Raw genomic sequence first — 24,703 nt, 5'->3', positions numbered from 1 at the left:
GAAGCCGACATTCGCACCGTCGTCGACACGGCTCGCCTCGGCCCGGGAACCAATGCGTTCAAGACGATCCTTCAGACCGTGTCCGCCTGAACCTCAGTTCTGAATGGGGCGTGGGTAATTACCACGGAGGAGGCTGTGAAAACAGCTGTCGTCCTGCCAATTCTTAATGCTTTGGATTACGACATATTCAACCCTCATGAGGTTGTGCCGGAATTCACCGCAGACGCAGTTGGTAAAAAAGGAGAGAAAGTCGACTATGCAATTAAGATAGATGGATCGATCAGAATACTTGTCGAATGCAAGCCGATAATGACTAATTTGGATAAAGTGCACCTTGCGCAGCTTTATCGATACTTCTCTGTCACTGATGCTAAGTTTGCGATCCTAACTAATGGGCGTACGTTCCATTTTCATACGGACCTTGAAGCCCCAAATAAATTGGACGAGCGTCCATTTTTAACTTTCGATTTGTCGGATCTTCAGGGACATCTGACTCATGAATTGAAAAAATTCTCCAAGGGAGAATTCAGTGTCGACAGCATTCTGCAATCTGCACACCAACTCAAATATACATCAGCTATCAAGAAAGAAATTATCAATCAGATAGAAGCTCCATCTGAAGACTTCGTCCGGATGATGATAGCTAGCCTGCAGATCCCTCGATTCACAACTGCTGTCAAAGATCAATTCACTCCAATGGTGAAGGTCGCATTTCGAGAAGTTGTTCGAGATGCTGTTCAAGCTCGCCTATCGACTGCTCTCGCAGAAACAGAAGTTATTGAGCCTAGTGTTACAGAGATAAATGAGTCGACGGGAGACGATGAGATCGTAACGACGGATGAGGAACGCGAAGGCTTCCTGATCGTTCGCGCAATTGTGCGCGATATCCTCAAGCCTTCCCGTATCGTGATGCGTGATCAAAAGAGCTATTGTGGCATTCTGGTTGATGACAACAACAGAAAGCCATTGGTTCGTCTCCACTTTAACAGAACCGTGAAATATCTGGGTCTGTTCGACAAGGAACATGAGGAGCGAGTAAAAGTCGATACGCTCGACGAGATATATGAGCATGCGGATCGCATTCGATCAACAGCTCAAATTTATGTAAGCTAGATCGATCTACGAACTGCGCTAGTTTGTGTGGAGTTTTTGCAGAGCATCTAACTACGTAGTTTAGATCATAACGAACCAGAAACGTTAGCCAACCACCTCGGCAGCTCCGCCAGCGACGGAAGTTCCGTGAAACGCGGATGCGCGGTTGGGAGCGGGGCGTCCTCGTGCGCCCAGACGAGATGGTAGGGAATGAGAGCGGCGTAGCTGCCAGCTTCGAGGGCGGGCAGGACGTCCGAGCGCACGGAGTTGCCGGCCATCGCGGCATGTTCTGCGCCAGAACCGTGACGCGAGAAGATGCGCGTGTAGGTGTCCGCCTTCTTCTCGCTGACGATCTCGACCCCTGAAAAGAAGTTGCCCAGGCCCGATGCGGCGAGCTTGGATTCCTGGTGGAAGAGATCGCCCTTGGTGATCAGGATCAGCCTGTATTGCGCAGAGAGTTCTTCGAGGGCCTCGTGAACCCCAGGGAAGGGCTCCACCGGATGCTTCATCATCTCCCGCCCGGCCGCCAGGATCTCCGTGATGACATGATTGGGCACCTGTCCCTTGCTGACCGCAAGCGCCGTCTCCAGCATCGAGAGCGTGAAGCCTTTCGCGCCGTAGCCATAGAGGCCGAGATTGCGTTTCTCCGTCGCTTCGATCTCAGCTTCGAGCGTCTCGGTATCCGCGAAATCCGCGAGCAACTCGTTGAAGCGCTGCCGCGTCATTCGATAGAAGGTTTCGTTGTGCCAGAGCGTGTCGTCGGCATCGAGGCCTAGAACGGAGACGGCCATCTGGATCTCTATCGCAGTCCGGTCAGTGTCGCGTCGCGTGTACGAACGCGTCGAACAATCTGTTGCAGGGATGGTCCTGGGTTGCAAAGGCCTCCGGATGCCACTGGACGCCAATGGCGAAACGCTTGGATGGGATCTCAACGGCTTCGATTACGCCGTCATCCGCCCTAGCCGCAATGACGACTCGACCGGGAACTTCAACAACGGCTTCCTGATGGCGGCTGTTCACGTCCACGCGCCCCGTGCCCACGATGCGCGCAAGCATTGTGCCCGGGACAATCTCGACGGAATGCATGGCGGTCCGATCATCGTGGGTGAGAATATGCGGCCCCGTTTTCCGAACCTCATGCACCATGCGACCACCATGGAGGCAGGCGAGCATCTGCATACCGTTGCAGATGCCGAGCACTGGCTTGTCACGATCGAGGAAGCCTTGCATGAGCGCCTGCTCAACCTCAAGCCGCTCCGAGGCCGGGTATCGCGATCGGTCGCCAGTGACGTACCATTCATTGGGGAATTGGATGCGCCCGCCGACGCTGACGAAGCCGTCGAACTCCTCGACCACCGGCTCGATCATCTCATTGATGTAAGGAATGCCGAAGGGCAAGCCTCCGGCGCGCTGGATCGCGACGAAATAAGCCTTAGTCGTGTCGTAGCGCGTTCCGTCGACACTGGTGTTCTCGTCCATGATGACGGCGATACGGGGTTTGCGAGACATTGGATTCCTAACCGGTTATGCGATCCACACGGCTCACCACGCGCTTCGCGCGCAGTTCCGCGATGATGGCATTGAGATGCTTCAGGTCCCAGACCGTGAGGTCGATGGTCATGTCGGTGAAGTCCTGTGTCCGGCGCTTCATCGAGACGTTGTCGATGTTGCCGTCATGATCGGCGATCACCTGTGTGATCTGGGCAAGGGATCCCGGCTCGTTGATCGATTGCAGCTTGATGCGTGCGGGGAAGCGCTGCGTGGAGCCTGATTCCAGATCCCAGCGCACATCGATCCAGCGATCCGGCTCGTTGTCGAAGGCGGCCAGCGATGGGGACTGAATCGGATAGATCGTGACCCCTTCGCCGGGCGTGAGAATGCCGACGATGCGGTCTCCCGGCACGGCACCGCCTTCCGACGCGAAGCGAATCGGCATGTCCTTGTTGAGGCCGCGGATCGGAATGCCGTCCGGGTGCTCGCTTGCCGCTTTCTTGCCCGCACCGTCGGGCTGTCCGCTGCCCTTGCCGTCGGAACCGGCGCGGCGCTCTTCCAGGTAGTCGGGATAGACGGCCCGCACGACGTCACCCGAAAACATCTCGCCCCGGCCTACGGCTGCGAGAACGTCCTCGACGGAGACCCGCGCCAGACGGGGCAGGGCTCCTTTCAGCTTCTCGTCGGAGAAGGGACGACCGGCACGCTCGAAGGCGCGTTCCAGGATCTGATGGCCGAGGCCCGTATATTGCCGGCGCACGGCGGTGCGGGTGGCACGGCGGATCGAGGCGCGCGCCTTGCCGGTGACCACGAGCGATTCCCAGGCAGCCGGCGGAGTCTGTCCTTCGGCGCGGACGATCTCCACTTCGTCTCCGTTCTGCAATTCGGTGAGAAGCGGCGACATGCGGCCGTTGATCTTGCAGCCGACCGCCGTGTTGCCGACATCGGTGTGCACTGCATAAGCGAAGTCGATGGGCGTCGCGCCGCGGGGCAGGGCGATGAGGCGGCCCTTGGGCGTGAAGCAGAAGACCTGATCGTGGAAGAGTTCGAGCTTGGTATGCTCGAGGAACTCCTCCGGATTGTCGCCCTCGGCCAGGAGGTCGATGGTGCGCCGCAGCCATTGATAGGCGCGGCTTTCCGTGGCGAGGCGAGAATTGTCGTTGACGCCTTCCTTGTAGAGGGCGTGAGCGGCGATGCCGTACTCCGCTACCTCGTCCATGTCCTCGGTGCGGATCTGCAACTCCACACGCTGGCTGCCGGGGCCGATCACAGTGGTGTGAATCGAGCGGTAATCATTCTGCTTCGGGGTCGAGATGTAATCCTTGTAGCGCCCCGGCACCATCGGCCAGCTGGTATGGACGACGCCAAGCGCCCGGTAGCACTCGTCGATGGTGTTCACGATGATGCGGAAGGCGAAGATATCGGACAATTGCTCGAAGGAGACGGACTTCCGCTCCATCTTGCGCCAGATGGAATAGGGGCGCTTCTGACGTCCCGACACCGTCGCCTCGATTCCCTGCGCGCGCAGCTTGGTCGTCAGTGTCCGTTCGATCTCGTCGACGAGCTTCTCATTCTTGATGGAGAGTTCGTGCAGGTGACGCTTGATGGCCTCGTAGGCTTCCGGATCGAGGTTCTGAAACGACAGCTCTTCCAGCTCCTCGCGCATCTCCTGGATACCCATGCGTCCGGCAAGCGGGGCATAGATGTCGAGGGTCTCCTCGGCGATGCGCTTGCGCTTCTCCGCTGGCATGAACTGGAGCGTACGCATGTTGTGCAGGCGGTCGGCGAGCTTGACCAGCAGTACCCGTACGTCATCGGCAACGGCCAGAAGCAGCTTGCGGAAGTTTTCGCCCTGGGCTGCCCGCTTCGAGACGAGGTCGAGACGCTTGATTTTCGTCAGGCCGTCGACGAGGGCGCCGATCTGAGGGCCGAAGGTCTTGTTGATCTCCTCCAGTGTCGCCTGCGTGTCCTCCACCGTGTCGTGGAGAACCGCGGCCGCGATGGTCGCATCGTCGAGCTTCAGGTCCGTGAGGATGGCCGCCACCTCGAGGGGATGGCCGAAGAACAGGTCGCCGGATGCGCGCTTCTGGTTGCCATGGGCCATCATGGCATACACGTAAGCGCGGTTGAGAAGCGCCTCATTGGCCGAGGGGTTGTAGCGCTTGACCCGCTCGACGAGTTCATATTGGCGCATCATGCGGCCGACGTCTCCTTTTGGCCCGGTTATCTGGCTGAAATCACGAAGCTATTGAAGATATTGTACAACGTCTTCCGACCGCAAGCCGAATAGCTTGCCGCAGGCGGCCTATGCTGGGGCGTGGTTAAGCCGGCCAACAAAAAAGCCCGGCATCGAGCCGGGCCTTTGGAAATGCGGTGCGAAGCTTATTCGCGGTCGTCGTCGTCCGCGCTGCTGCTCGGAGGAACGAGGCCCTCCAGGCCGCGGAGCAGGTCTTCCTCGCTCATGCGATCGAACTGGACATCCGCGTCGTTGTCGCTGCCGGTCGAAGGCGCGGCAGCCGTGTTGCTGAGCATGGGGACAGCTTCGGCCTCCGGCTCGTCCACCTCGACATATTTCTGCATCGAGTGGATGAGCTGCTCCTTCAGGTCGTCGGGAGCAATCGTCTCGTCGGCGATCTCGCGGAGGGCCACGACGGGGTTCTTGTCGCGGTCGCGGTCGACCGTGAGCGGCGAGCCCGACGAGATGAGGCGGGCCCGGTGGCTGGCCAGCAGCACGAGCTCAAACCGGTTGTCGACCTTGTCGATGCAGTCTTCGACGGTCACGCGAGCCATGCGGGGCTCCTTCTTCAGTCATTGAGAATATCGGAAGGGGGACCGGATACACCGATTGCCTTCAGAAAACAAGGGGAAGCGTTTTCCATCAGAGGCTTGACAGGACGTGCGGGTGCACACGCCGGAGGTATCTCGGAATAGGTAGGTTCTCCTATGGTCAAGCCTGGGAGGGCTGGTCTTGAGAATTCCAAGCTTAGCTTTGCAAAGCCTCGCGCGTGTCGTTGCGAGGATGCTGGGCCGCCTCACGTTTCAGAAGGCCGAGATCGACCGAAACCTCTTGAGAGGCTGGCGGCGCCTTATCTGATAAACAGCTCAAGTACCCGATTGACGGCGCTTCTCCTTGACTCCTTGGCGTCCCGGTGCGAGTCCCGCGCAAATTCGATAATCGAGGGAACCGTTCCTGATGAAGCGCGCATTCATTTTCCCCGGCCAGGGGAGCCAGGCGGTCGGGATGGGCAAGGCCCTTGCCGACGCCTTCCCGCAGGCCAAGGTCGTGTTCGACGAGGTGGACGAGGCGCTCTCCCAGAAGCTCTCCACAATCATGTGGGAGGGGCCGGCGGAAGAGCTGACGCTCACCGCCAACACCCAGCCTGCCTTGATGGCTGTGAGCCTGGCGGCGATCCGGGTCCTGGAGGCCGAGGCTGGTCTCGACCTCAAGACGAATGCTGCCTTCGTGGCCGGTCACTCGCTCGGCGAGTATTCCGCGCTCGCCGCCGCCGGCAGTCTCTCGATCTCCGATACTGCCCGGCTCCTGCGAATCCGCGGCAATGCCATGCAGAACGCCGTTCCGGTAGGGCAGGGTGCCATGGCCGCGCTCCTCGGACTGGAATATGACGCCGCCCTCGAAGTCGCCCGCGAGGCAGCGCAGGGCGAGGTTTGCGATGCGGCCAATGACAATGGCGGCGCCCAGGTCGTGGTCTCGGGTCACAAGGCCGCCGTGGAGCGGGCCGTGGCGATCGCCCAGACCAAGGGTGCCAAACGTGCCGTGATGCTGGCCGTATCCGCCCCCTTCCATTGCGCCCTCATGCAGCCGGCCGCCGACGCCATGCGCGAGGCTCTGGCGGGCGTGACCGTCAATGCCCCGGTCGTTCCGGTCGTCGCCAACGTGGAAGCCGCCGCCATCACCGACCCAGCAGCGATCCGCGATGCTCTGGTCCGCCAGGTCACCGGCACCGTGCGCTGGCGCGAGTGCGTGGCCTACATGGCCGCCCAGGGCGTTGATTCATTTTATGAGGTTGGATCGGGTAAGGTCCTGACCGGACTCGTGAAACGCATCGCCACCGGGGTGTCTGGCACTGCCATTGGCACCCCCGAGGACGTTGCGGCGTTCAAAGCCTCTCTGAACGGATAAGAGGAACTCTGCATGTTCGATCTCACCGGCCGCAAGGCTCTCGTCACCGGTGCCACAGGCGGCATCGGCGGCGCCATCGCCCGCGCGCTCCACGCCCAGGGCGCGACCGTGACCCTGTCCGGAACCCGCCGTGCTGCCCTCGACGAACTCGCCTCGTCCCTGGGCGAGCGGGTCCATGTGGTCGAGGCGAACCTGTCCGACAAGGATTCAGTCGAGGCTCTCGTTCCGGCAGCAGAGGCGGCCATGGACGGCCTCGACATCCTGGTCAACAATGCCGGCGTGACCAAGGACAACCTCTTCATGCGCATGAAGGACGAGGAGTGGGATACGGTCATTGCCGTGAACCTGACCGCCGCCTTCCGTCTTTCGCGGGCTGCCGTGAAGAACATGATGCGCCGCCGCTACGGCCGGATCGTCAATATCGGCTCGGTCGTGGGTTCGACCGGTAATCCGGGGCAGGGCAACTACGCCGCCTCCAAGGCCGGCCTGATCGGCATGACCAAGGCGCTGGCCGCCGAGGTCGCCAGTCGCAATATCACGGTCAACCTGGTTGCTCCGGGCTTCATCGAGTCGCCCATGACCGACGTTTTGAACGAGAAGCAGCGTGAGGGGATTTTGGGCACGATCCCGATGGGAAGGCTCGGCCAGGGCGAGGAAATCGCTTCTTCCGTCGTCTATCTTGCCTCCACAGAGGCCGCCTACGTGACGGGCCAGACCCTGCACGTAAACGGCGGAATGGCTATGTTCTAAAGGAACTTATCGCCGTTTCCGGAATCTGTTTGCAGGTGCCGTTCACCTCTCGCCAGACCGGATAAGCTTGTGTTAAGCATGATCCCGATCAGGTCAAAGGGGTTGACCGGCGCTTAAAAATGCGGCTTTGCACGGCGCAGGGTAGCCGTTTCAGCGTTGTCAGCTGAACAGCTGATCTAATTTGATTTCTTAATCCGCCCAATTCCTGAGGCGGCAGCCACTGAGGAAAAAACGATGAGTGACGTCGCTGATCGCGTGAAGAAGATTGTTGTCGAGCACCTCGGCGTCGAAGCCGACAAGGTGACCGACAATGCCAACTTCATCGACGACCTGGGCGCGGACAGCCTGGATACGGTCGAGCTGGTGATGGCGTTCGAGGAAGAGTTCAACGTCGAGATCCCGGACGACGCGGCTGAGACCATCGTCACGGTTGGCGACGCCATCCGCTTCCTCGAGAAGAACGCAGCCTAAAAGCGCTGAAGGGGCGTCGGATGACTCATTCGACGCCCGAATTTTATTGATCGATAGGGCAGGAATTCATGCGCCGGGTAGTAGTCACAGGTCTTGGCATGGTCACGCCGCTGGGCAGCGGGGTCGATGCCACATGGTCCCGCCTCGTCGAGGGGCAGAGCGGCGCCAACAAGGTCACGGATTTTCAGGTCGATGATCTCGCCTGCCAGATCGCCTGCCAGATCCCGCGCGGCGACGGTTCCAACGGCACCTTCAATGCCGACGAATGGATGGAGCCCAAGGAGCAGCGCAAGGTCGATCCCTTCATCGTCTATGCGATGGCCGCCTCCACCATGGCGCTGCGGGATTCCGGCTGGGAGCCCAAGTCCTATGAGGACCAATGCGCGACCGGTGTGCTGATCGGCTCCGGCATCGGCGGCATCGGCGGCATCTATGAGGCCTCCGCTACCCTGATCGAGCGCGGCCCACGCCGCATTTCGCCCTTCTTCATCCCCGGCCGCCTCATCAATCTGGCCGGCGGCTACGTGTCCATCGAGCATGGCCTCAAAGGTCCGAACCACGCGGTCGTGACGGCCTGCTCCACTGGGTCCCATGCCATCGGCGACGCTGCCCGTCTCATCGCGCTGGGCGATGCGGAAGTCATGGTCGCTGGCGGCACGGAATCGCCGATCAACCGGCTGTCCATTGCGGGCTTTGCCGCCTGCCGCGCCCTGTCCACCAATTTCAACGACGATCCGACCCGCGCCTCGCGTCCCTATGACAAGGACCGTGACGGCTTCGTCATGGGCGAGGGCGCCGGCGTCGTGGTGCTGGAGGAGTACGAGCACGCCAAGGCGCGCGGCGCCAAGATCTATGCCGAAATCATCGGCTACGGTCTGTCGGGCGATGCCTACCACATCACCTCGCCGTCGGAGGATGGCGACGGGGCGTATCGCTGCATGGCCGCAGCCCTCAAGCGCGCCGCCGTCGATGTCTCCGAGATCGATTACGTGAACGCCCACGGCACCTCGACCCCGCTCGGCGACGAGCTGGAGCTGAAGGCGGTCGAGCGCATCATGGGCAATGCAGCGGGCAAGCTCTCCATGTCCTCGACCAAGTCGGCGATCGGTCACCTCCTGGGTGCAGCGGGCGCCGTCGAGGCGATCTTCTCGATCCTGGCCATGCGCGACGGTATTATCCCGCCGACCATCAACCTCGACAATCCGTCGGTGGAAACGGCTATCGATCTCGTGCCCAAGCAAGCCAAGCGCAAGGAGGTCAACGTCGCTCTGTCGAACTCCTTCGGCTTCGGCGGCACTAACGCTTCGCTCATTCTTCGTCGCGTATCTTAAAACTGGCGACGGCACGTTACGGCTTTTCGCCATAATCCCTGTTAGGGTGTCGGCGGACCGGCAGGACCGCCGGCCGATACCAGAAAAGCGGCGTAATGTTCGGACGAAAGAAAAAGATCCTTTTGCCACCTGCTGACGAAACCGACCACGGTTCGGCACAGCCCCGCTTGGCACCACGATCCCCGAGCGAGGCTATCAAGCCATCGATGGCGCCGCCCCCGCCACCGAAGCTTCGCCGCCGCCGCCGGGGCATGCTGTCGCTCCTGAGCGGCCTGCTGACCCTTTTCGTCGCCCTGGCGATTGCCGGAATCTTTGGCTTTTCCATGGTGCAGCAGGAGGTGACAGCCCAAGGGCCGCTGCAGAGCGACAAGGTCGTCGTCATCCCTCGCAACACCGGTACGGGCGAGATCGCCAACATCCTCAAGAATGAGGGTGTGATCGATCAGCCGCTGTTGTTCCAGGTCTATGCCCATATCAATCGGCAGCGCGGCCAGCTGAAGGCGGGCGAATTCCAGTTCAAGGCCGGCACCAGCATCGAGGACGCCATCGATACTCTCATCCAGGGTAAGGCCATTCTGCATACGGTGACGGTCCCCGAAGGGCTGACCAGCGAACAGATCGTTGGCCGTCTCTACGAGCATGAAATCCTCACCGGCGACGTCATCGAGACGCCGCGCGAGGGTTCGCTTCTGCCCGATACCTACAAGTTCGAGCGCGGCACCACTCGCCAGCAGATCATCAGCACCATGCAGACTGCCCAGCGTCAGGCTATCGAGCAGATCTGGCAGCGCCGCACCAGCGAACTGCCGATCAAGTCGCCGCAGGAACTCGTGATCCTGGCTTCCATTGTGGAAAAGGAAACGGGCCGTGCGGACGAGCGCACCCGTGTCGCCGGCGTCTTCATCAATCGCCTGATGAAGCGCATGAAGCTCCAATCCGACCCCACCATCGTCTACGGGCTTGTCGGCGGTAAGGGCACGCTGGGCCGTGGCATCCTGCGCAGCGAGATCGAGGCGGCGACCCCCTACAACACCTATGTGGTCGAGGGCCTGCCGCCCGGCCCCATCGCCAATCCGGGCCGCGCGGCTCTCGAGGCGGTAGCCAATCCCTCGCGCACCAAGGATCTCTATTTCGTCGCCGACGGTTCCGGAGGTCATGCCTTCGCCGAGAGCTACGAACAGCATCAGCGCAACGTGACCCGTTGGCGGCAGATCGAGAAGAGCCGTCCGGCTCCCGATGCCAACGATGTGGACCGGGTGGTGCCCGATGCCGATCAGACGAACCTGCCTCCGGGTGTGGCCCCCGCACTGCGTGGCACCGCAAATGCGTTGCCCGCTTCCGGGGGACGGCTGGGGCGCGGTTTCGATGCGAGCGAGGGGACCGACAAGGATCCGCTTAAGAACAAGACCTTCGACCTGAACAATCCGAAGAACGTTCCGCCTCTCCGGCAGCCTTAAGCTACGGAGACAGATCCTAAATCCTTGTAATCGACTCTTGGATCGGCGCGCATTATGGTCGCGCCGATTTTTCATTCCGTTCGAGGTTAACGCATGTCCATTGCGAGCATGACCGGCTTTGCCCGCGAGGCCGGCGTCACCGGTTCCTATCAATGGGTCTGGGAACTCAAGACAGTGAACGGACGCGGGCTCGAGGTGCGCGTTCGGACTCCCTCCGGTCTCGATGCCATCGGCGAGGAGGCGAGAGGGCAGATCCTCAAGGCGCTGACCCGCGGCCAAGGCCAGCTCAACCTGTCGCTCAGCAAGGCATCATCCGTACCCAAGCTGCGTGTAAATCAGGACGTGCTGCAATCGCTGCTTTCAGCCATCGGTGGCCTGACCCTTCCTGCCAATGTGCAACCGGCTTCTCTCGACGGTCTGCTGTCCGTGCGCGGCGTAGTCGAGCTCGATGACGATGCCGCCGATCCGGCCCAGGACGAGGAGCTCATGGCGGCCCTCAGAGCGGGAATCGGCACGCTGATCGAATCCCTCAAGGCGGCGCGGCTGAAGGAAGGTCAGGCGCTCGCCGCCGTTCTCGGACAGCAGCTCGATATCATTTCGCGTCTCGTCGATGACGCGGAGGCGGCACCGGCGCGCCAGCCCGAGGCCATCCGGGCTCGGCTGGAAGCGCAGATTGCCGAGCTATTCGAGGCCAAGGCGACACTCGATCCGGCCCGCCTGCATCAGGAGGCGGTGCTTATCGCCGCCCGGGCCGACATTCGTGAGGAGCTCGATCGGCTGCGCGCCCATGTGGACGCTGCTCGTGGTCTCCTGCAGGAGGGTGGATCTGTCGGCCGGCGGCTCGATTTCCTGGCCCAGGAATTCGGCCGCGAGGCGAATACCCTGTGTGCAAAGGCCAATGATGTGTCTCTCTCGCGGATCGGGCTTGAATTGAAGGCCGTGATCGAGCAATTCCGCGAGCAGGTTCAGAACGTGGAGTGATGCGGTGAGCCCAGATTCGAAGTCTCCAGTCGGTCGGCGCGGCCTCATCCTCATTCTGTCCTCGCCGTCCGGTGCGGGAAAAACCACGCTCACCCGCAGCCTCGTGGAAGAGCGGGCCGGTGTTCTCTCGGTTTCCGTTACGACGCGTCCGAAGCGCCCCTCCGAGATCGAGGGCAAGCACTATCACTTCATCGATGTGGAAGAGTTCAAGGCGATGCGCGATCGCGACGAACTCCTGGAATGGGCCGAGGTGCACGGCAATTTCTATGGCACGCCGCGCAAGCCCGTGGAGAAGACGCTGGCCGCCGGCCAGGACATGGTGTTCGACATCGACTACCAGGGCACTCGCCAGGTGCGGCAGAAACTGCCCGACGATGTGGTGACCGTGTTCGTCTTGCCGCCGAGTTTCAGGGAGTTGAAGGCGCGGCTGGAACGGCGGGCCGAGGACGCGCCCGAGGTCATCGCCAAGCGTCTTGCCAATGCCCGCGTCGAGATGGAGCGCTGGGTCGAGTATGACTACGTGATCGTCAACGAGGATCTCGGCAGATCTTTCGAGAGCCTCAAAGCCATCCAGGCGGCCGAGCGCCTGAAGCGCGATCGCCTCGTCGGTCTCTCGGACTTCGTCGAAGGATTGCTGGCGGAAAAGATCGACTGATCCCGCTTACACCAGCGCGAGCGCGTTCCTGCGCTCGTGGCGCGCGATAGCATGGCCGATCAGCACCTCCATCAATTCGCTCTGAGGCAGGCCGCCGGCCTCCCAGAGCTTGGGATACATGCTGATCGCCGTGAAGCCCGGCAGGGTGTTCACCTCGTTGACGAAAAGGCCGTCGTCGTTCTTCGGATCCAGGAAGAAGTCGACACGGGCCAAGGCCTCGCAGGCGAGAGCCTTGAAGGTCTCGACGGCGAGTTCCTGGATGCGGCGCGCCTGGGTCGATGAGAGTTCCGCCGGGATGCGCAGGAGGGCGCCATCGGCGTCGATATACTTGGCATCATAGCTGTAGAATCCGTGGCTGTCGGCGGGCACGATCTCGCCCAGCGGAGACGCCCGGACTTCGCCCGCGGCATCCTCCAGCACCGAGCATTCGATCTCGCGAGCACCCGTGACGCTGCGCTCCACGAGCACCTTGGCGTCATAGCGGAAGGCCCGCTCGCAGGCCTTATCGAATTCTGCTGCGGTCGAGGCGCGGGACACGCCGACGGACGAGCCCATATTGGCCGGCTTGACGAAGAGGTCGGGCGTGCCGAGCGCGTCCACGGCTGCCCGGTAGTCGACACGGGCACGCGGCGTCAGCGTCAGAAAGGGAACGACCGGCAGGCCGCTGTCGCGCAGCAGGCGCTTGGCGATGTCCTTGTCCATGCCGGCCGCCGAGCCCATCACGCCGGAGCCGACGTAAGGAACATTGGCGAGTTCGAGAAGGCCCTGAACCGTACCATCCTCGCCGTTCGGCCCATGCAGCACCGGAACGACCGCGTCGAGGCGCAGGGAACGTGGCGGCGCGCCGCCATTCAGCACGATCGTCTCGCCCGCGCCACCGGGAAGCAGGGCAACCTGCGGCGCTCCCTTCGGGATCTCCAGGGATTGAGCCCCCCTTCCGCCGCCATTGCCGTTGTCGCAGAGAAGCCAGCGTCCGTCCCGGCCGATGCCGATGGGGATGATGTCGTAGCGGTCCGGATCGAGGGCACGCAGAACATTGGCCGCCGACAGCTTCGAGACCTCATGCTCTGCAGAGCGCCCTCCGAACAGAAGCCCGATTGTCTTGCGCGGCTGCGACATGCCCGCTTCCTCCTCTCGCAGCCATCAGGGCCGCATATATAAATCCGATCATGGAAGAGGCGCAGTTAAGGTCTCATGAAGAGGAGCCACCCGCGCCGATCCAGCGGCTTCATATAGGCGGCGATGGCGATAGGGCGAGCGATGAGCCGGCGCTCAGCCCCGTGGATGTCTCATGGCATCGAAGGCATTGGCGAGCGCCACATAACCTTCGACCGGGATGTTCTCGGCGCGGATCGTTTCCTCAAGGTCGGCTGCCGTGATGATCGCGGTCGGGTCGGGAGCAATGGATTTCAGGCTCTGGCGCAGCATCTTGCGGCGTTGCCCAAAGGCGGCGCGGGTGACGGCTTCCAGCGCGCCGATGCGGCAGGGCAGCGGGTTGGTCCGTGGGGTCAGATGGACCACGCTCGACGTGATCTTCGGCGGCGGCACGAAGGCGGAGGGTGGCACGTCGAAGAGGATGCGCGCTTCCGTCCGCCAGCCGCAGAGAACGCCAAGCCTGCCATAGTTCTTCGGATCGCCCTCGTCCGCGACGATACGCTCGGCCACCTCCCGCTGGAACATGAGCGTGAGCGAAGCCCACCAGGGCGGCCATGCGTTTCCAGTGAGCCAATCGGTCAATAAGGCCGTCCCGACATTGTAGGGGAGGTTGGCGATGATCCGCACAGGCCCGTCGCCGACCAGGGGCCGCGGGTCGAATTCCAGGGCATCGGCTTCGATCACATTGAGACGGCCCGGATAGCGCTCGGCGATCTCGGCCAGGGCAGGCAGGCAGCGTGTGTCGCGTTCGATGGCGATCACCTTCCTGGCGCCGGCCGCCAGGATCGCCCGGGTCAGGCCGCCGGGGCCTGGGCCGACCTCGATGACCGTAGTCTCTTCCAGCGGTCCTGCGGAGCGGGCGATGCGGCTGGTGAGGTTGAGGTCGAAGAGAAAGTTCTGACCAAGCGACTTCTTGGCCATCAGCCCGTGCGTGCGGACCACCTCGCGTAAAGGAGGAAGATCGTCGATCTGGCTCATGGGCCACCTAAGCGGGCGGCGAGCTTGAGGGCGGCCATCAGGCTGTCGGGCCGGGCGATGCCCTTGCCGGCGATGTCGAAGGCCGTGCCGTGATCGGGGGAGGTGCGGACGAAGGGGAGCCCTAGGGTCACGTTGACCGCCTCGTCGAAGGCGATGGTCTTGATCGGGATGAGGGCTTGATCGTGATACATGGCAAGCGCCGCATCGTAGCGGCTCCTCGCGCGGTCGTGGAACATGGTGTCCGCCGGCAGGGGACCTGCCACGTCGATACCATCGGCGCGTAGGGTGTCGATGGCCGGGACGATGACGCGCCCGTCTTCCGTTCCCATCGCACCGTTTTCTCCGGAGTGAGGATTGAGACCTGCGAGGGCGAGCCTCGGATTAGGGATGCCGAACCGCTCCCGCAGCTCCCTGGCAACAATGCGCCCGGTGAGGACGATCAGGTCCGTCGTCAGGGATGAAGGAACATCCGAGAGGGGAATATGGACCGTGACGGGGACGACGGCGAGTTGCTCACTCCAGAGCATCATCACCGGATGGTAAGTTTCCTTCCCACCTTGCGCGGCGAGTGCGGCGAGAAACTCCGTATGCCCTGGATGCCGGAAGCCAGCCTCATAGAGCACGTGCTTGGCAATGGGATTGGTCACGACAGCCGCCGCTGCGCCCGCGCGGACGAGCCGTACCGCCGTCTCGATGGATTCGATCACGGATGGCGCATAGGCCGCGTCGGGCTTCCCCGGCTCAGCGGAAACCGAGACGCTCAGTGGAACAACGGGGAGAGCGTTTGCAAAGGCCGACAGGATCTGCCGCGGCTCGACGGACGCGATGGGAATTGTCCACCCGAATGCGTCGGCGACCCGGGCGAGATGATCAGGATCGCCGACAATGGCGAAGGGCGGCAAGGCGGCTCGATCCCGTTCAAGCCAAGCCATCAGGCTCAGTTCCGGCCCGATCCCAGCCGGATCACCTTGGGTAAGCAGGAGAGGGCGCTGGTTCAAACCTGACACCGGGCCTCTGCCCCATCATTCATCGTCAGTGCCGCTGAGATTCTGAGTATATCCCACTTCGCCGAGAGACCGGAACTCGAGGCTGAAGGCGATGGTGTGGTTCTGGTTCTTTTCGCCCGAGTTCCGCACCACCTCGCGCGGGGTCACGCTGTAGCTGATCGAGAAGGTCGTGCACTCGTCGATATAGCCCAGTCCGAGCGACATGCCGCTGACATAAGCGACGTTGTCGTTCTGGTCGATAACCGCTGCCGGATTAATGGCTTGTTGCTGGCGCACCAGGAGGTAGCGATCAAGATCGAGAAGGACCGAGCCTGTCACATACCAATTTGGTGAAATGTCCCACCGGGCGGAGCCGAGCAGGCCCTCGCGGCGCAACGGGAAGCCGATGGCGGGCTGAGCAGCATAGTTGGCATAGGTCAGCGAGGTCGATACCGGCAGGTATGGATTGAAATTCGCCCTGAAGCCGGCTTCGATCCGGTTGACGTCGAAGTCTTCCTGGTCGAAGCGCGCACGAGTCACGACGGCGAAGTTCGCATTCGGGGAGATCTGGAAGCGGCCGACATAGTCGGAAGCGCGTGAATCAAGACCTGAGTCCAGCCCCACATTGGCGAGGTCAGGCTCCCGGAACGAGTTGCTGCCTGCGATCTGGTAAGACTGACCGAACAGCACATTGGCATAGAAATCGTCGGCACCCGTCACCGTGTATTGGATACCGAGGTTGGCGCGAACGCCGCCCTCGACCCTGTCATAGCCGGAGAACTTGTCCCAGTCGAACAGGGAGGTGTCGTCGAAGACAAGGCTCTGGGCATCCTCGTTGGGGAGGCTGCCGACCCGGGTTTCGCTCGGACGGGCGATCACCTGCGCGATCGGCTCGAGGATCTGCTTGCCCGAGGTTCCGAGATTGGCGATGAAGGGATAGCGGTACTCGACGCCGACGGCCGGCATGGCGCGGAAAAGATAATCGTCGTCCGCGTCGATGAAGTTGCTGAGTTGAGCGTTCTGATACCCGTTGAAATCCGGGGAAATCCAGAAATTGTCGGCCCGGACATAGGCAAACGGTGTCCAGACCTGTCCGATCGGATCGACAAACTCACGGCGCCAGGACGCCGTGATCGATGCGCGGGAGGTTGAACCGCTGATGCCGCGGACGAGGCAGGATGCAGGGTCGAAGACGATGCAGGTCTGAGCCACGCCGAAATAGGTCGTGTTGGCGACCGACAGCGGATCGTACTGGGCGGCTTGGCGCGAGAGGCTCGTCACGTTCACGTCGAGGGCGAATTCGCCGCCGATGGTCGAAGGGGTGAAGCGCTTGTTGTAGTCGAGGACCGGAGCGACGACCGGCTGCTGCTTCTGCCACTCGTTGCTCGACAGGGTCTGGAAATAATAGCCCCGGACGTCGAAGAAGGAGCGATCCCCTTGGCCCTGGAGATACAGGGTCGAGATCGATTCCTTGATGTAGTACGCGCTCAGGCTTTCGCTGCGGATCTTGTAGTTCGACAGGAACCACTTGTCCGAGAGCAGGGCGATGTCCCAGCCCCAGCGCCAATTCTGATTGATGTAGAAGAGACCGGTCGTCTCGAGCGAGCCGCGGAAGTCGCGATCCCCGGCCCCGTTGGGAGGCTGGAGGAAGGCGTCGGGCTCCTGCTGCGAGATGCCGGCAGCCCGGACGGTGTAGACGCCGGTCTCGAGCCGGTGGCGCCATTCAGCTTGCGCCAGGAGGCCCTGCCGGCTCAGGAAGGTCGGGTTGATCGTCAGATCGTAATTCGGTGCAATCGCCCAGAAGAACGGGACGGAGACGCCGTAGCCGATCGAGGTGGAATAGACGTAACGCGGCGACAGGAAGCCCGTCTTGCGCTTGACCGTCGGATCGGGGGTCCAGAAATAGGGCAGGTAGGCGACTGGAATGCCGAGGAGCTCGAGGGTCGCATCCTCGTAATAGATCGTCCGCTCGCTGTTGTTGTGGATGATCTTGGCGGCCTTGACCTGCCACAGCGGGGGGCGTTCCGGATTGTCCTTACAGGGTTCGCAGGCGGTATAGGTGCCGCGCTCGAAAACCGTGGTTTCGCCCTCGGCGCGCTCGGCGCGCGGAGCGGAAAATCGGGTCGTGAGGGGACGGCCCTGCTCGACAGTGGTCTGAACCACCCTCAAGGAATCGATGAAACCGTTCTTGAAGTCGTCCGTCAGCTCGAATCGGTCGCCCGTGGCGACGGTTCCGCTGGCATCCGTCAGGCGGGCATTGCCTTCGGCGAAGACGCGGCCGGTGTTGCGGTCGTAGGTGACCCGATCGGCCTGAAGCGTCCGGCCCTGGTAGTTCATCTGGACGTCGCCGGAGGCGGAAATCGTGTTCTTGTCGTTGTCGTAGATGATTTCCTTGGCGTCGACGAGGAGGCGGTCCTGGCCCGATCCCGACTGGGCGCGCCCTGCGATGGCCTCGTTCAGGGTTGCCTGGGCAAGCGCAGGCATAGACCCAGCGGCATAGAGCAGAGCCGCTGCGACCGCAGACGTTGCGATCGTTGTCTTAAGCCGCCGCATCCCCACTCCTTCGCAAACCTTTTTATTGAGGCCGGTCAGCCGTCCTCTTGGTGCAATAACGCCAAGGTCCCTAAGAGACTGCCTACTACAGCCGGGAACCAGGCCGCAACAAGGGAACTGATGATTCCGGAGGCGCCAAGCTCCGCCATAAGCTCCGTGGCGACATAAAGCACGAAGCCAGCCGCGACGCCACCCAGAACCATCATCGCTACACCGCCAAATCGAAAGAATCTTAACGATACGGATGCGGCCACGAAAACCATGGCGATCAACAGAAGAGGACGGGCCAGAAGCAGGTCGTAATGGAGCCGATAGGTGGTGGTGTTGATATCCGCCTTCTCCATGCGATCGATGGTATCCTTGAGGTCCCAGAACGGGACCGCATCGGGGTCGATGAAGCTCTGTCGAACCTGCGAGGGCTGCAGACTTGAGGCGATCAGATAGCGGTCATGGGCCTGAGGCTCCTCGGTAGCCGAGAGGATTCGAGCATCCTTCAGCTCCCAGAAGCCCTCATGCAGGGTCGCCTCCCTGGACTCGACACGGTGAGTGAAGGTTCCCGCATGATCGAAGGCATAGACGGTGACCCCGTAAAGGGTCGCCGAGTCGGTGGCTGAGGCATTCGCTCGGAAGATGGCCTGTCCGTCCTGGCTCCTCTGGCGGATCCAGATCGGCTTCTCCCTGGTCTGAACGGCCCGGGAGAAAATCTGCGTCTCCAAGGCAGATGCGCGCTGTTTGAGGACGGCCGAGACCGGGTTGTAGACGGTCACGGACACGACGCCGATCAACAGGGCGATCAGAATCCCCGGCTGCAGGAATTGCCACGCGGAAATGCCGGCCGCCCGCGCTACCACCAGTTCGAGCTTGCGGCTGAGCTGGAGGAGGGCGGCCATGCTGCCGAACAGCACGGCGAAAGGCATGACCTGCTCGGCGATGGCTGGTGTGCGGAACAGGGCAAGCTGGGCGATCACCCCGGTCGTTGCGGCCGGCGCATCACCGGCCCGGCGCATGAGTTCCACGAAGTCCAGGGTGTAGACGAGAGTGAAGACAGTCGCGAAGACCAGGAAAATAGTCTTAATAAACTGTCGCGAGAAATAAAACCCGAGGGTGCGGCCGATCAGCATGGTCAGGCCTTCTGAGGTGCGGGAGAGCGCGACGTTAGCAGATTGCGGATGGCCGCATGCAACCGAGCTTGTGCCGACCGCATGGCCGGTCCCTTGAAGATGAGCAGCAGACTGACGAGAATCCCTGCCAAGGGTACACCGTAGATCGCAACCACCGCCAGAGGCGTCCGTGCGACGGCGCTTGATGCGGCAAAGCCGAGAATTCTCAAGAGCACGATCGCAACGACCGCGCCGGCGATGGCAAGGCCGCGGCCCTGCCGGGTCGTCCGGGCTTCGCCCAGGGCAGCGAAGGCAATGACCATCATGGCGAGCGGATAGAGCCAGGACGACAGGCGATCGTGCAACTCGGCCCGGAAGCGTCCACGCTGCTCCTGATAGAGCGGCTCGTTCTTATCCGGGAAGAGGAGCTGGGTGGTGCTCCGCTCACGCGGCTTGTAGATGACCTCCCCGCCTTCCTTGTTGAAGGCGGACAGGTCGACCGCATAGCGCTCGAAGGCCACGATCGACGAATCGCGGCTGCTTGGTTCCTTCCGCTGAACGCTGCCCTTCTGGAGCACGAGATAGGCGTTTCCGCCCTGCTCGACGGTCTGGCCGCGTTCGGCGAGATAGACGATGGCTTTGTCCTTCTCCCGGAGATCTTCCATGAAGATTCCGAGGAGGGCATCTCCGGAGCGCTCCCGATAATGGAAGGTGATGCCGCTCTCCAGGGTGATGAACTGCCCTTCCTTGGCCATGGTCCCCACGAAATCGGCCCTGATCTTCGTGAACAGCTGGCGCAGTTCCTGGAAGCTTGCGGGCATGAGATAGATCGAGATGATGGCCACGACGGCGCAGACGAAGGTGGCCAGGGCCAAGAAGGGCCGCAGAAGGCGCTGTGGTGGCATGCCGCCGGCGCTCATGACGATCAGCTCGGAATCGCCGTTCAGCTTGTTCAGGGTGTAGAGCGTGGCGAGAAACAGGGCGACTGGGGCAATGACATTGATCAGGGCGGGCAGGGACAGGCCCGTCACCGTGAGGAAGATCATCAGAGTCTGACCCTTGCCGGTCAGCAGGTCGAGTTCGCGCAGGGCCTGCGTGATCCAGATCACGCCCGTCAGCGCGACGAGGCATGCGGCGAAGGCATTGAAAGTGTTTTTGAGGATGTAGCGTTCGAGAAGTGTCATAAAGCCCTTCGCCCCCGGGCGGTGGAGCCCTGGGTATCGTGTCACATGATCTCAGGCAAGATGGCTGTTTTCAACAGCCCGAGATTGCGCCGATTTCACGGCAGCTTCCCCGTGCCTTAACCCGCCATATGATATATGTCCCAATCGTCAGCGTCGCAGCCGGCCCGAAGACCGGCGATGTGCATCAAAACAAAGAGGATTTCATGGCCGACAGCTTCAAGATCGACTTTCAGGCCCACGGCAAGGTCGAATCCGGCGATCTCATCGTCTTCGTTGGAGAGAATCTCAAGCCCACGGCCGTGGTTGCCAAGCAGCTGGGCCCGAAGACCGTCGATCTCATCGCCAAGGCTGCGGCCGCCGAGAATTTCAAGGGCAAGGCGAAATCCGCCATGTCCATCGTCGTTCCCGCCGGCTTGCCGGTCGATAAACTGATCGTGATCGGCACAGGCGGAGAGAAGGACCGGGCCAATCTCGATTTCGCTCAGTTGGGTGGCCTGATCGCCGGAAAGGTGAACGGAAAGCTTGCGACGGTGGTGCTGGATCTGCCCGAGATCGAAGTCTCGCCGGATGCGGTTGCCGATATCGCGCTGGGCGCTCAGCTGCGCCGCTACAGCTTCGACCGCTACAAGACCAAGAAGGAGGACAACGGCGCCAAGAATGACGGCCGCCTCGTCCTCAACGTAGCAGATCCCGCGGCGGTCAAGAAGATCTACAAGGCCCGCGAGGGCGTCCAGCAGGGCGTCATCATGGCCCGTGACCTCGTCAACGAGCCGCCGAACGTCCTCGGTCCGCAGGAATTCGCTGCCCGCGCCCAGGCCCTCACCAAGCTGGGCGTCGAGGTCGAGATCCTCGACGACAAGGCCATGCGTAAGCTCGGCATGCATGCGCTTCTCGGCGTGGCGCAGGGTTCCGTACGCGGCGGCCGGGTCGCCATCATGCGCTGGAACGGCGGCAAGGCCAACGACAAGCCCATCGCCTTCATCGGCAAGGGCGTGGTGTTCGATTCCGGCGGCATCTCGATCAAGCCGGGCGCCGGCATGGAGGACATGAAGGGCGACATGGCGGGCGCAGCCTGCGTCGTCGGCCTCATGCATGCGCTCGCGAGCCGCAAGGCGAAGGCCAATGTGGTCGGCGCCATCGGCCTCGTCGAGAACATGCCGGACGGCAACGCCCAGCGCCCAGGCGACATCGTCACCACCATGTCCGGCCAGACCATCGAGATCATCAACACGGATGCCGAAGGTCGCCTCGTACTGGCGGATGTGCTCTGGTACGTGCAGGACCGCTTCAAGCCGAAGTTCATGATCGATCTGGCGACCCTGACCGGTGCGATCCTCGTGGCGCTCGCTCAGGAATATGCGGGCCTGTTCTCGAACAACGACGAACTGGCGGAGCGCCTGACGGCAGCCGGCAAGGCGACGGGCGAACGCGTGTGGCGCATGCCGCTGGGGCCGGAATTCGACAAGATGATCGAATCCAAGTTCGCCGACATGAAGAACTCGGCGGGCCGCTTCGGCGGTTCGAGCACGGCGGCGGCATTGCTCCAGCACTTCGTCAACGATGTGCCCTGGGCCCATCTCGACATCGCCGGCACCGCCATGGGCTCGCCGGCGACCGAGATCAACAAGGGCTGGAGCTCCGGCTGGGGCGTGCGCCTTCTCGACCGTCTCGTGCGCGATCACTACGAGGCCTGAGGATGATGGTGGAAAAGGACCTCGGACGCACTGCAACCCTTTGCAGTCGCAAGGGATTGTGATCATCGATGACCGAGGTCCTTTTCTATCACCTCCAGCATCAGCCGCTCGAGGCCGTGCTGCCCACGCTCCTGCAGAAGACCCTGGAGCGGGGCTGGCGCGCGGTGGTGCAGGTGACGACGGAAGAGCGCATGTCCGCGCTCGACGATCACCTGTGGACTTTTACCGACGAAAGCTTCCTGCCGCACGGCACGGACCGCGAGGCCCATGCGGCGGATCAGCCGATTCTCATCTCCCTGTCAGGTGAAAATCCCAACGGCGCCTCGATCCGCTTTCTGGTTGAAGGCGCCGAGCTGCCGGGAGACATCGCCTCATATGAGCGGCTCGCGATCCTGTTCGACGGCAACGACATCCAGGCCCTCGCCGTCGCCCGCGACCAATGGCGCGCCGTGAAGGAGGGCGGCCACGACGCGACCTACTGGCAGCAGGACGAGCGTGGACGCTGGCAGCGGAAGGCGTGAGGCCGAACACGAACTCTTCATCGCCTCGGAACTTGCAACGGGAGGGATGCTCTCCAGTTTCAGGAAAGCCAAAAGGATTTCCTGATGACCCGAGCGATGCGTCTTCCTCTCTATGCTGCCCTTGTCCTGTCCCTGGTGATGCCCCTTGGGGTTGGGGCACAGGAGCAGGCGGGCAATCGGGAGCAGCAGTCCCAGCAGCAGGAGGCGCGCCGGCCCCGTCCGGAGGCCAGGGAGACGCAGGCGCTGCCGCCGGAATCGGTGACGCGCCACAGCCTGCAGCTTCCGGGACGGACCTTGTCTTTTACCGCCACCGCAGGACATCTGACGCTGACGGATCAGCAGGGCGCGGCCCAGGCCGAGATCGGATTCGTCGCCTATACGCGCGACGATGCAGACGTGGCGAAGCGACCTGTGACATTCGCCGTGAATGGCGGGCCGGGGGCATCCTCCGCTTACCTTCATCTTCTTGCGGTCGGTCCCTGGCTTCTGCCGCTTGATGGACCGACGATCAGCCCCTCGGCTCCGCCGGCGCTCGTGCCGAATGCTGAAACCTGGCTCGACTTCACGGATCTTGTCTTCATTGACCCGCCCGGCACCGGCTACAGCCGCGTGATCGGCGGCGATCAGGTGCGGGAGCGGTTCTATTCCGTTGGAGGCGATATCGACGGACTCGCTGCCTTCGTCATGCGCTGGCTGAAGGAGAAGAACCGTCTCAATTCGCCGAAATTCTTCGTCGGCGAGAGCTATGGCGGCTTCCGTGGGCCGCTCTTGGCGCAGAAGCTGCAGAGCGATCAGGGCATCGGCTTCAGCGGTCTCGTTCTCGTCTCGCCGGTCTTCGATTTCGATTGGCTGGAGCAGGGAGCCGCGGGGGCGCCCTGGACCAATGCGGCGCTCCTGCCGTCCCTTGCTGCTGCAAAACTCTCGCGCACCGAGCCGGTGTCGCGCGATGCCCTCAAGGAGGCGGAGGCTTACGCATCAAGCGAGTATCTTGTCGATCTCATGCGAGGTTTGCAGGACAAGGAGGCGGTCGATCGGATCAGCCGGCGCGTGGCGGAATTGAGCGGGCTCGATCCCGAACTGACGCGCCGCCTTGCCGGGCGCATCGACATGCGCACGATCCAGCGGGAGCTGCGGCGTGCTTCGTCCGAGATCGTCAGCGCCTATGATACCAACGTCGCCATCGCCGATCCCAATCCCACATCCCAGTCCTCGCGCTTCGAGGATCCGGTGCTCGATGCGATGACGGCGCCTTTGTCGAGCGCGATCATCCAGCACCTAACCCATACCCTGAACTACAAAGCGGAAGGGCGCTACAACCTCCTGAACGGATCGATCAACGGTGCATGGCGCTGGGGCGGGGGACGTAATGGTCCCGAAAACCTCGACGAGTTGCGTCAGGCCCTTTCTCTCGACGGCAAGCTGCGCGTGCTTGTCACCCACGGCTTCACCGATTTGGTGACGCCGTATTACGCCTCCCAACTTCTGCTGAACCAGCTTCCCGAACTCGGCCCGCAGAAGCGTGTGGCTTTGAGTGTTTACGAAGGCGGCCACATGTTCTATTCGCGACAGGCGTCACGGCAGGCTTTCAAGGCCGATGTGCAGCGGCTCTTCGAGGAGGCCCTGCAGGCGAGGGCGGCCGACAACAGGGATTGATGGTGATGCGTACAAAAGTTCTCTCGGGCGTCGCTTTTGTGGCGTTGGCTTTGGCTGGCTGCACCAGCACGAGCAGCACGCTGCCTTCCGCTGCAGTTGCGACGGCTCCTGCGCCCACAGCCTCATTGGGGCCGGTCATCGAAGGACCGGTTCTCGGGCCGGACGGCCGCTGCACCGGAACCGCCTCGGGTACAGCTTCCGCCATCGAGCCCGGCATCACGGAATGCGATCTTGTGCGTCTGAAAGGCAAGCCCGCCACGGATGTGCTCGTCGGCGAGAGCGGCAAGGGACAGCGCGAAGTTCAGGTGCTCTATTCAGAACCCGGTGGACGCGAGCTGTATTTCTTCGTGAACAACCGGCTCGATCGGGTGGTGAAGCCTTAAAGCAGTCGGCCCTGAATAATGCGGAAGCACAAGGCCGGTGCTGGGTTTCAGGCAACCTGAGAAGTATCCGGTTGCGCGATTGAGCTCATCAGAGCTGCAATGATCCAGGCCATAATAAGCCTGAGCC

At 62.2% G+C, this 24,703-nt stretch carries 22 protein-coding genes; 12 read left to right on the top strand and 10 right to left on the bottom strand.

All coding sequences use genetic code 11. The annotated features are described in order from the left end of the window. The first annotated feature begins 135 nt into the window (after positions 1-135). Positions 136-1,113: a type I restriction endonuclease gene (locus tag ACS5Q1_RS34950; protein WP_473102541.1), complete on the top strand. Its 978-nt coding sequence runs from the start codon at positions 136-138 to the stop codon at positions 1,111-1,113. Between the two features lie 65 nt (positions 1,114-1,178). Here the strand turns inward: ACS5Q1_RS34950 and ACS5Q1_RS34945 are convergent, their stop codons facing one another. The 4 genes from ACS5Q1_RS34945 to rpoZ all read right to left on the bottom strand — a co-directional run bounded on the left by ACS5Q1_RS34945 (position 1,179) and on the right by rpoZ (position 5,373). Then, entirely contained in the window at positions 1,179-1,883 is a 705-nt protein-coding gene (locus tag ACS5Q1_RS34945; RefSeq protein WP_473102540.1) for an HAD family hydrolase, read from the bottom strand. Between the two features lie 22 nt (positions 1,884-1,905). Beyond that, positions 1,906-2,601: a gamma-glutamyl-gamma-aminobutyrate hydrolase family protein gene (locus ACS5Q1_RS34940; RefSeq protein ID WP_473102539.1), complete on the bottom strand. Its 696-nt coding sequence runs from the start codon at positions 2,599-2,601 to the stop codon at positions 1,906-1,908. 7 nt (positions 2,602-2,608) lie between these two features. Further along, positions 2,609-4,780 (bottom strand): RelA/SpoT family protein, encoded by a 2,172-nt coding sequence (locus tag ACS5Q1_RS34935; protein ID WP_203440177.1) that lies wholly within the window; start codon positions 4,778-4,780, stop codon positions 2,609-2,611. Between the two features lie 185 nt (positions 4,781-4,965). After that, complete coding sequence (rpoZ, locus tag ACS5Q1_RS34930) at positions 4,966-5,373, bottom strand: DNA-directed RNA polymerase subunit omega (RefSeq protein WP_203440175.1); 408 nt, start codon at positions 5,371-5,373, stop codon at positions 4,966-4,968. A 403-nt stretch (positions 5,374-5,776) separates the two neighbouring features. On the opposite strand from rpoZ, the gene fabD reads away from it, so the two are divergent. The 7 genes from fabD to gmk all read left to right on the top strand — a co-directional run bounded on the left by fabD (position 5,777) and on the right by gmk (position 12,369). Continuing rightward, on the top strand, positions 5,777-6,724 hold the full coding sequence (gene fabD, locus ACS5Q1_RS34925) for an ACP S-malonyltransferase (RefSeq protein ID WP_473102538.1): 948 nt from the start codon (positions 5,777-5,779) through the stop codon (positions 6,722-6,724). Positions 6,725-6,736: 12 nt separating this feature from the next. Continuing rightward, on the top strand, positions 6,737-7,474 hold the full coding sequence (fabG, locus tag ACS5Q1_RS34920; RefSeq protein ID WP_203440172.1) for a 3-oxoacyl-[acyl-carrier-protein] reductase: 738 nt from the start codon (positions 6,737-6,739) through the stop codon (positions 7,472-7,474). 234 nt (positions 7,475-7,708) lie between these two features. Continuing rightward, entirely contained in the window at positions 7,709-7,945 is a 237-nt protein-coding gene (locus tag ACS5Q1_RS34915; protein WP_009764365.1) for an acyl carrier protein, read from the top strand. Positions 7,946-8,013: 68 nt separating this feature from the next. Next, positions 8,014-9,276, top strand: a complete 1,263-nt coding sequence (gene fabF, locus ACS5Q1_RS34910; RefSeq protein WP_473102537.1) for a beta-ketoacyl-ACP synthase II — start codon at positions 8,014-8,016, stop codon at positions 9,274-9,276. Between the two features lie 95 nt (positions 9,277-9,371). Next, positions 9,372-10,733, top strand: coding sequence for an endolytic transglycosylase MltG (gene mltG / locus ACS5Q1_RS34905; protein ID WP_473102536.1), 1,362 nt, complete (start codon positions 9,372-9,374; stop codon positions 10,731-10,733). Positions 10,734-10,826: 93 nt separating this feature from the next. Next, positions 10,827-11,714 (top strand): YicC/YloC family endoribonuclease, encoded by an 888-nt coding sequence (locus ACS5Q1_RS34900; protein WP_473102535.1) that lies wholly within the window; start codon positions 10,827-10,829, stop codon positions 11,712-11,714. A 4-nt stretch (positions 11,715-11,718) separates the two neighbouring features. Then, on the top strand, positions 11,719-12,369 hold the full coding sequence (gene gmk, locus ACS5Q1_RS34895; protein ID WP_473102534.1) for a guanylate kinase: 651 nt from the start codon (positions 11,719-11,721) through the stop codon (positions 12,367-12,369). A gap of 6 nt (positions 12,370-12,375) precedes the next feature. Here gmk and ACS5Q1_RS34890 read toward each other — a convergent pair whose 3' ends face one another. From ACS5Q1_RS34890 to lptF, 6 genes are all read right to left on the bottom strand, one after another. Then, positions 12,376-13,488 (bottom strand): D-alanine--D-alanine ligase family protein, encoded by a 1,113-nt coding sequence (locus tag ACS5Q1_RS34890; RefSeq protein ID WP_473102533.1) that lies wholly within the window; start codon positions 13,486-13,488, stop codon positions 12,376-12,378. Positions 13,489-13,641: 153 nt separating this feature from the next. Beyond that, positions 13,642-14,502, bottom strand: a complete 861-nt coding sequence (gene rsmA / locus ACS5Q1_RS34885) for a 16S rRNA (adenine(1518)-N(6)/adenine(1519)-N(6))-dimethyltransferase RsmA (protein WP_473102532.1) — start codon at positions 14,500-14,502, stop codon at positions 13,642-13,644. Beyond that, positions 14,499-15,509: a 4-hydroxythreonine-4-phosphate dehydrogenase PdxA gene (gene pdxA, locus ACS5Q1_RS34880; RefSeq protein WP_473102531.1), complete on the bottom strand. Its 1,011-nt coding sequence runs from the start codon at positions 15,507-15,509 to the stop codon at positions 14,499-14,501. The genes rsmA and pdxA overlap by 4 nt, the downstream gene beginning before the upstream one ends. A gap of 15 nt (positions 15,510-15,524) precedes the next feature. Then, entirely contained in the window at positions 15,525-18,041 is a 2,517-nt protein-coding gene (locus tag ACS5Q1_RS34875) for an LPS-assembly protein LptD (RefSeq protein WP_473102530.1), read from the bottom strand. Between the two features lie 35 nt (positions 18,042-18,076). After that, on the bottom strand, positions 18,077-19,162 hold the full coding sequence (gene lptG / locus ACS5Q1_RS34870; protein WP_473102529.1) for an LPS export ABC transporter permease LptG: 1,086 nt from the start codon (positions 19,160-19,162) through the stop codon (positions 18,077-18,079). A gap of 2 nt (positions 19,163-19,164) precedes the next feature. Then, positions 19,165-20,325, bottom strand: coding sequence for an LPS export ABC transporter permease LptF (gene lptF / locus ACS5Q1_RS34865; protein ID WP_473102528.1), 1,161 nt, complete (start codon positions 20,323-20,325; stop codon positions 19,165-19,167). A 203-nt stretch (positions 20,326-20,528) separates the two neighbouring features. Between lptF and ACS5Q1_RS34860 the strand changes: the two genes are divergently transcribed. From ACS5Q1_RS34860 to ACS5Q1_RS34845, 4 genes are all read left to right on the top strand, one after another. Then, entirely contained in the window at positions 20,529-22,019 is a 1,491-nt protein-coding gene (locus tag ACS5Q1_RS34860; protein WP_473102527.1) for a leucyl aminopeptidase, read from the top strand. Between the two features lie 68 nt (positions 22,020-22,087). Beyond that, entirely contained in the window at positions 22,088-22,540 is a 453-nt protein-coding gene (locus ACS5Q1_RS34855) for a DNA polymerase III subunit chi (RefSeq protein WP_473102526.1), read from the top strand. Positions 22,541-22,624: 84 nt separating this feature from the next. Then, positions 22,625-24,193, top strand: coding sequence for a S10 family peptidase (locus tag ACS5Q1_RS34850; RefSeq protein ID WP_473102525.1), 1,569 nt, complete (start codon positions 22,625-22,627; stop codon positions 24,191-24,193). Further along, positions 24,193-24,576 carry a hypothetical protein gene (locus ACS5Q1_RS34845; RefSeq protein ID WP_473102524.1) on the top strand — a complete coding sequence of 128 codons (384 nt, stop codon included), beginning with the start codon at positions 24,193-24,195 and terminating at the stop codon, positions 24,574-24,576. The genes ACS5Q1_RS34850 and ACS5Q1_RS34845 overlap by 1 nt, the downstream gene beginning before the upstream one ends. Positions 24,577-24,703: the final 127 nt, after the last annotated feature.

It is taken from the genome of Microvirga sp. GN3 (genome assembly GCF_055792825.1).
Note: the sequence above shows the minus strand (reverse complement) of the source record. Positions and strands in the feature narration are given on the sequence as shown.

Excerpts from the sequence above, each read along its gene's own strand:
- ACS5Q1_RS34945 (WP_473102540.1), bottom strand. The coding sequence starts at position 1,883 with ATGGCCGTCTCCGTTCTAGGCCTCGATGCCGACGACACGCTCTGGCAC.
- ACS5Q1_RS34940 (WP_473102539.1), bottom strand. The coding sequence starts at position 2,601 with ATGTCTCGCAAACCCCGTATCGCCGTCATCATGGACGAGAACACCAGT.
- ACS5Q1_RS34935 (WP_203440177.1), bottom strand. The coding sequence starts at position 4,780 with ATGATGCGCCAATATGAACTCGTCGAGCGGGTCAAGCGCTACAACCCC.
- rpoZ (WP_203440175.1), bottom strand. The coding sequence starts at position 5,373 with ATGGCTCGCGTGACCGTCGAAGACTGCATCGACAAGGTCGACAACCGG.
- fabD (WP_473102538.1), top strand. The coding sequence starts at position 5,777 with ATGAAGCGCGCATTCATTTTCCCCGGCCAGGGGAGCCAGGCGGTCGGG.
- fabG (WP_203440172.1), top strand. The coding sequence starts at position 6,737 with ATGTTCGATCTCACCGGCCGCAAGGCTCTCGTCACCGGTGCCACAGGC.
- ACS5Q1_RS34915 (WP_009764365.1), top strand. The coding sequence starts at position 7,709 with ATGAGTGACGTCGCTGATCGCGTGAAGAAGATTGTTGTCGAGCACCTC.
- fabF (WP_473102537.1), top strand. The coding sequence starts at position 8,014 with ATGCGCCGGGTAGTAGTCACAGGTCTTGGCATGGTCACGCCGCTGGGC.
- mltG (WP_473102536.1), top strand. The coding sequence starts at position 9,372 with ATGTTCGGACGAAAGAAAAAGATCCTTTTGCCACCTGCTGACGAAACC.
- ACS5Q1_RS34900 (WP_473102535.1), top strand. The coding sequence starts at position 10,827 with ATGTCCATTGCGAGCATGACCGGCTTTGCCCGCGAGGCCGGCGTCACC.
- ACS5Q1_RS34890 (WP_473102533.1), bottom strand. The coding sequence starts at position 13,488 with ATGTCGCAGCCGCGCAAGACAATCGGGCTTCTGTTCGGAGGGCGCTCT.
- rsmA (WP_473102532.1), bottom strand. The coding sequence starts at position 14,502 with ATGAGCCAGATCGACGATCTTCCTCCTTTACGCGAGGTGGTCCGCACG.
- ACS5Q1_RS34875 (WP_473102530.1), bottom strand. The coding sequence starts at position 18,041 with ATGCGGCGGCTTAAGACAACGATCGCAACGTCTGCGGTCGCAGCGGCT.
- lptG (WP_473102529.1), bottom strand. The coding sequence starts at position 19,162 with ATGCTGATCGGCCGCACCCTCGGGTTTTATTTCTCGCGACAGTTTATT.
- lptF (WP_473102528.1), bottom strand. The coding sequence starts at position 20,325 with ATGACACTTCTCGAACGCTACATCCTCAAAAACACTTTCAATGCCTTC.
- ACS5Q1_RS34860 (WP_473102527.1), top strand. The coding sequence starts at position 20,529 with ATGGCCGACAGCTTCAAGATCGACTTTCAGGCCCACGGCAAGGTCGAA.
- ACS5Q1_RS34855 (WP_473102526.1), top strand. The coding sequence starts at position 22,088 with ATGACCGAGGTCCTTTTCTATCACCTCCAGCATCAGCCGCTCGAGGCC.
- ACS5Q1_RS34850 (WP_473102525.1), top strand. The coding sequence starts at position 22,625 with ATGACCCGAGCGATGCGTCTTCCTCTCTATGCTGCCCTTGTCCTGTCC.
- ACS5Q1_RS34845 (WP_473102524.1), top strand. The coding sequence starts at position 24,193 with ATGGTGATGCGTACAAAAGTTCTCTCGGGCGTCGCTTTTGTGGCGTTG.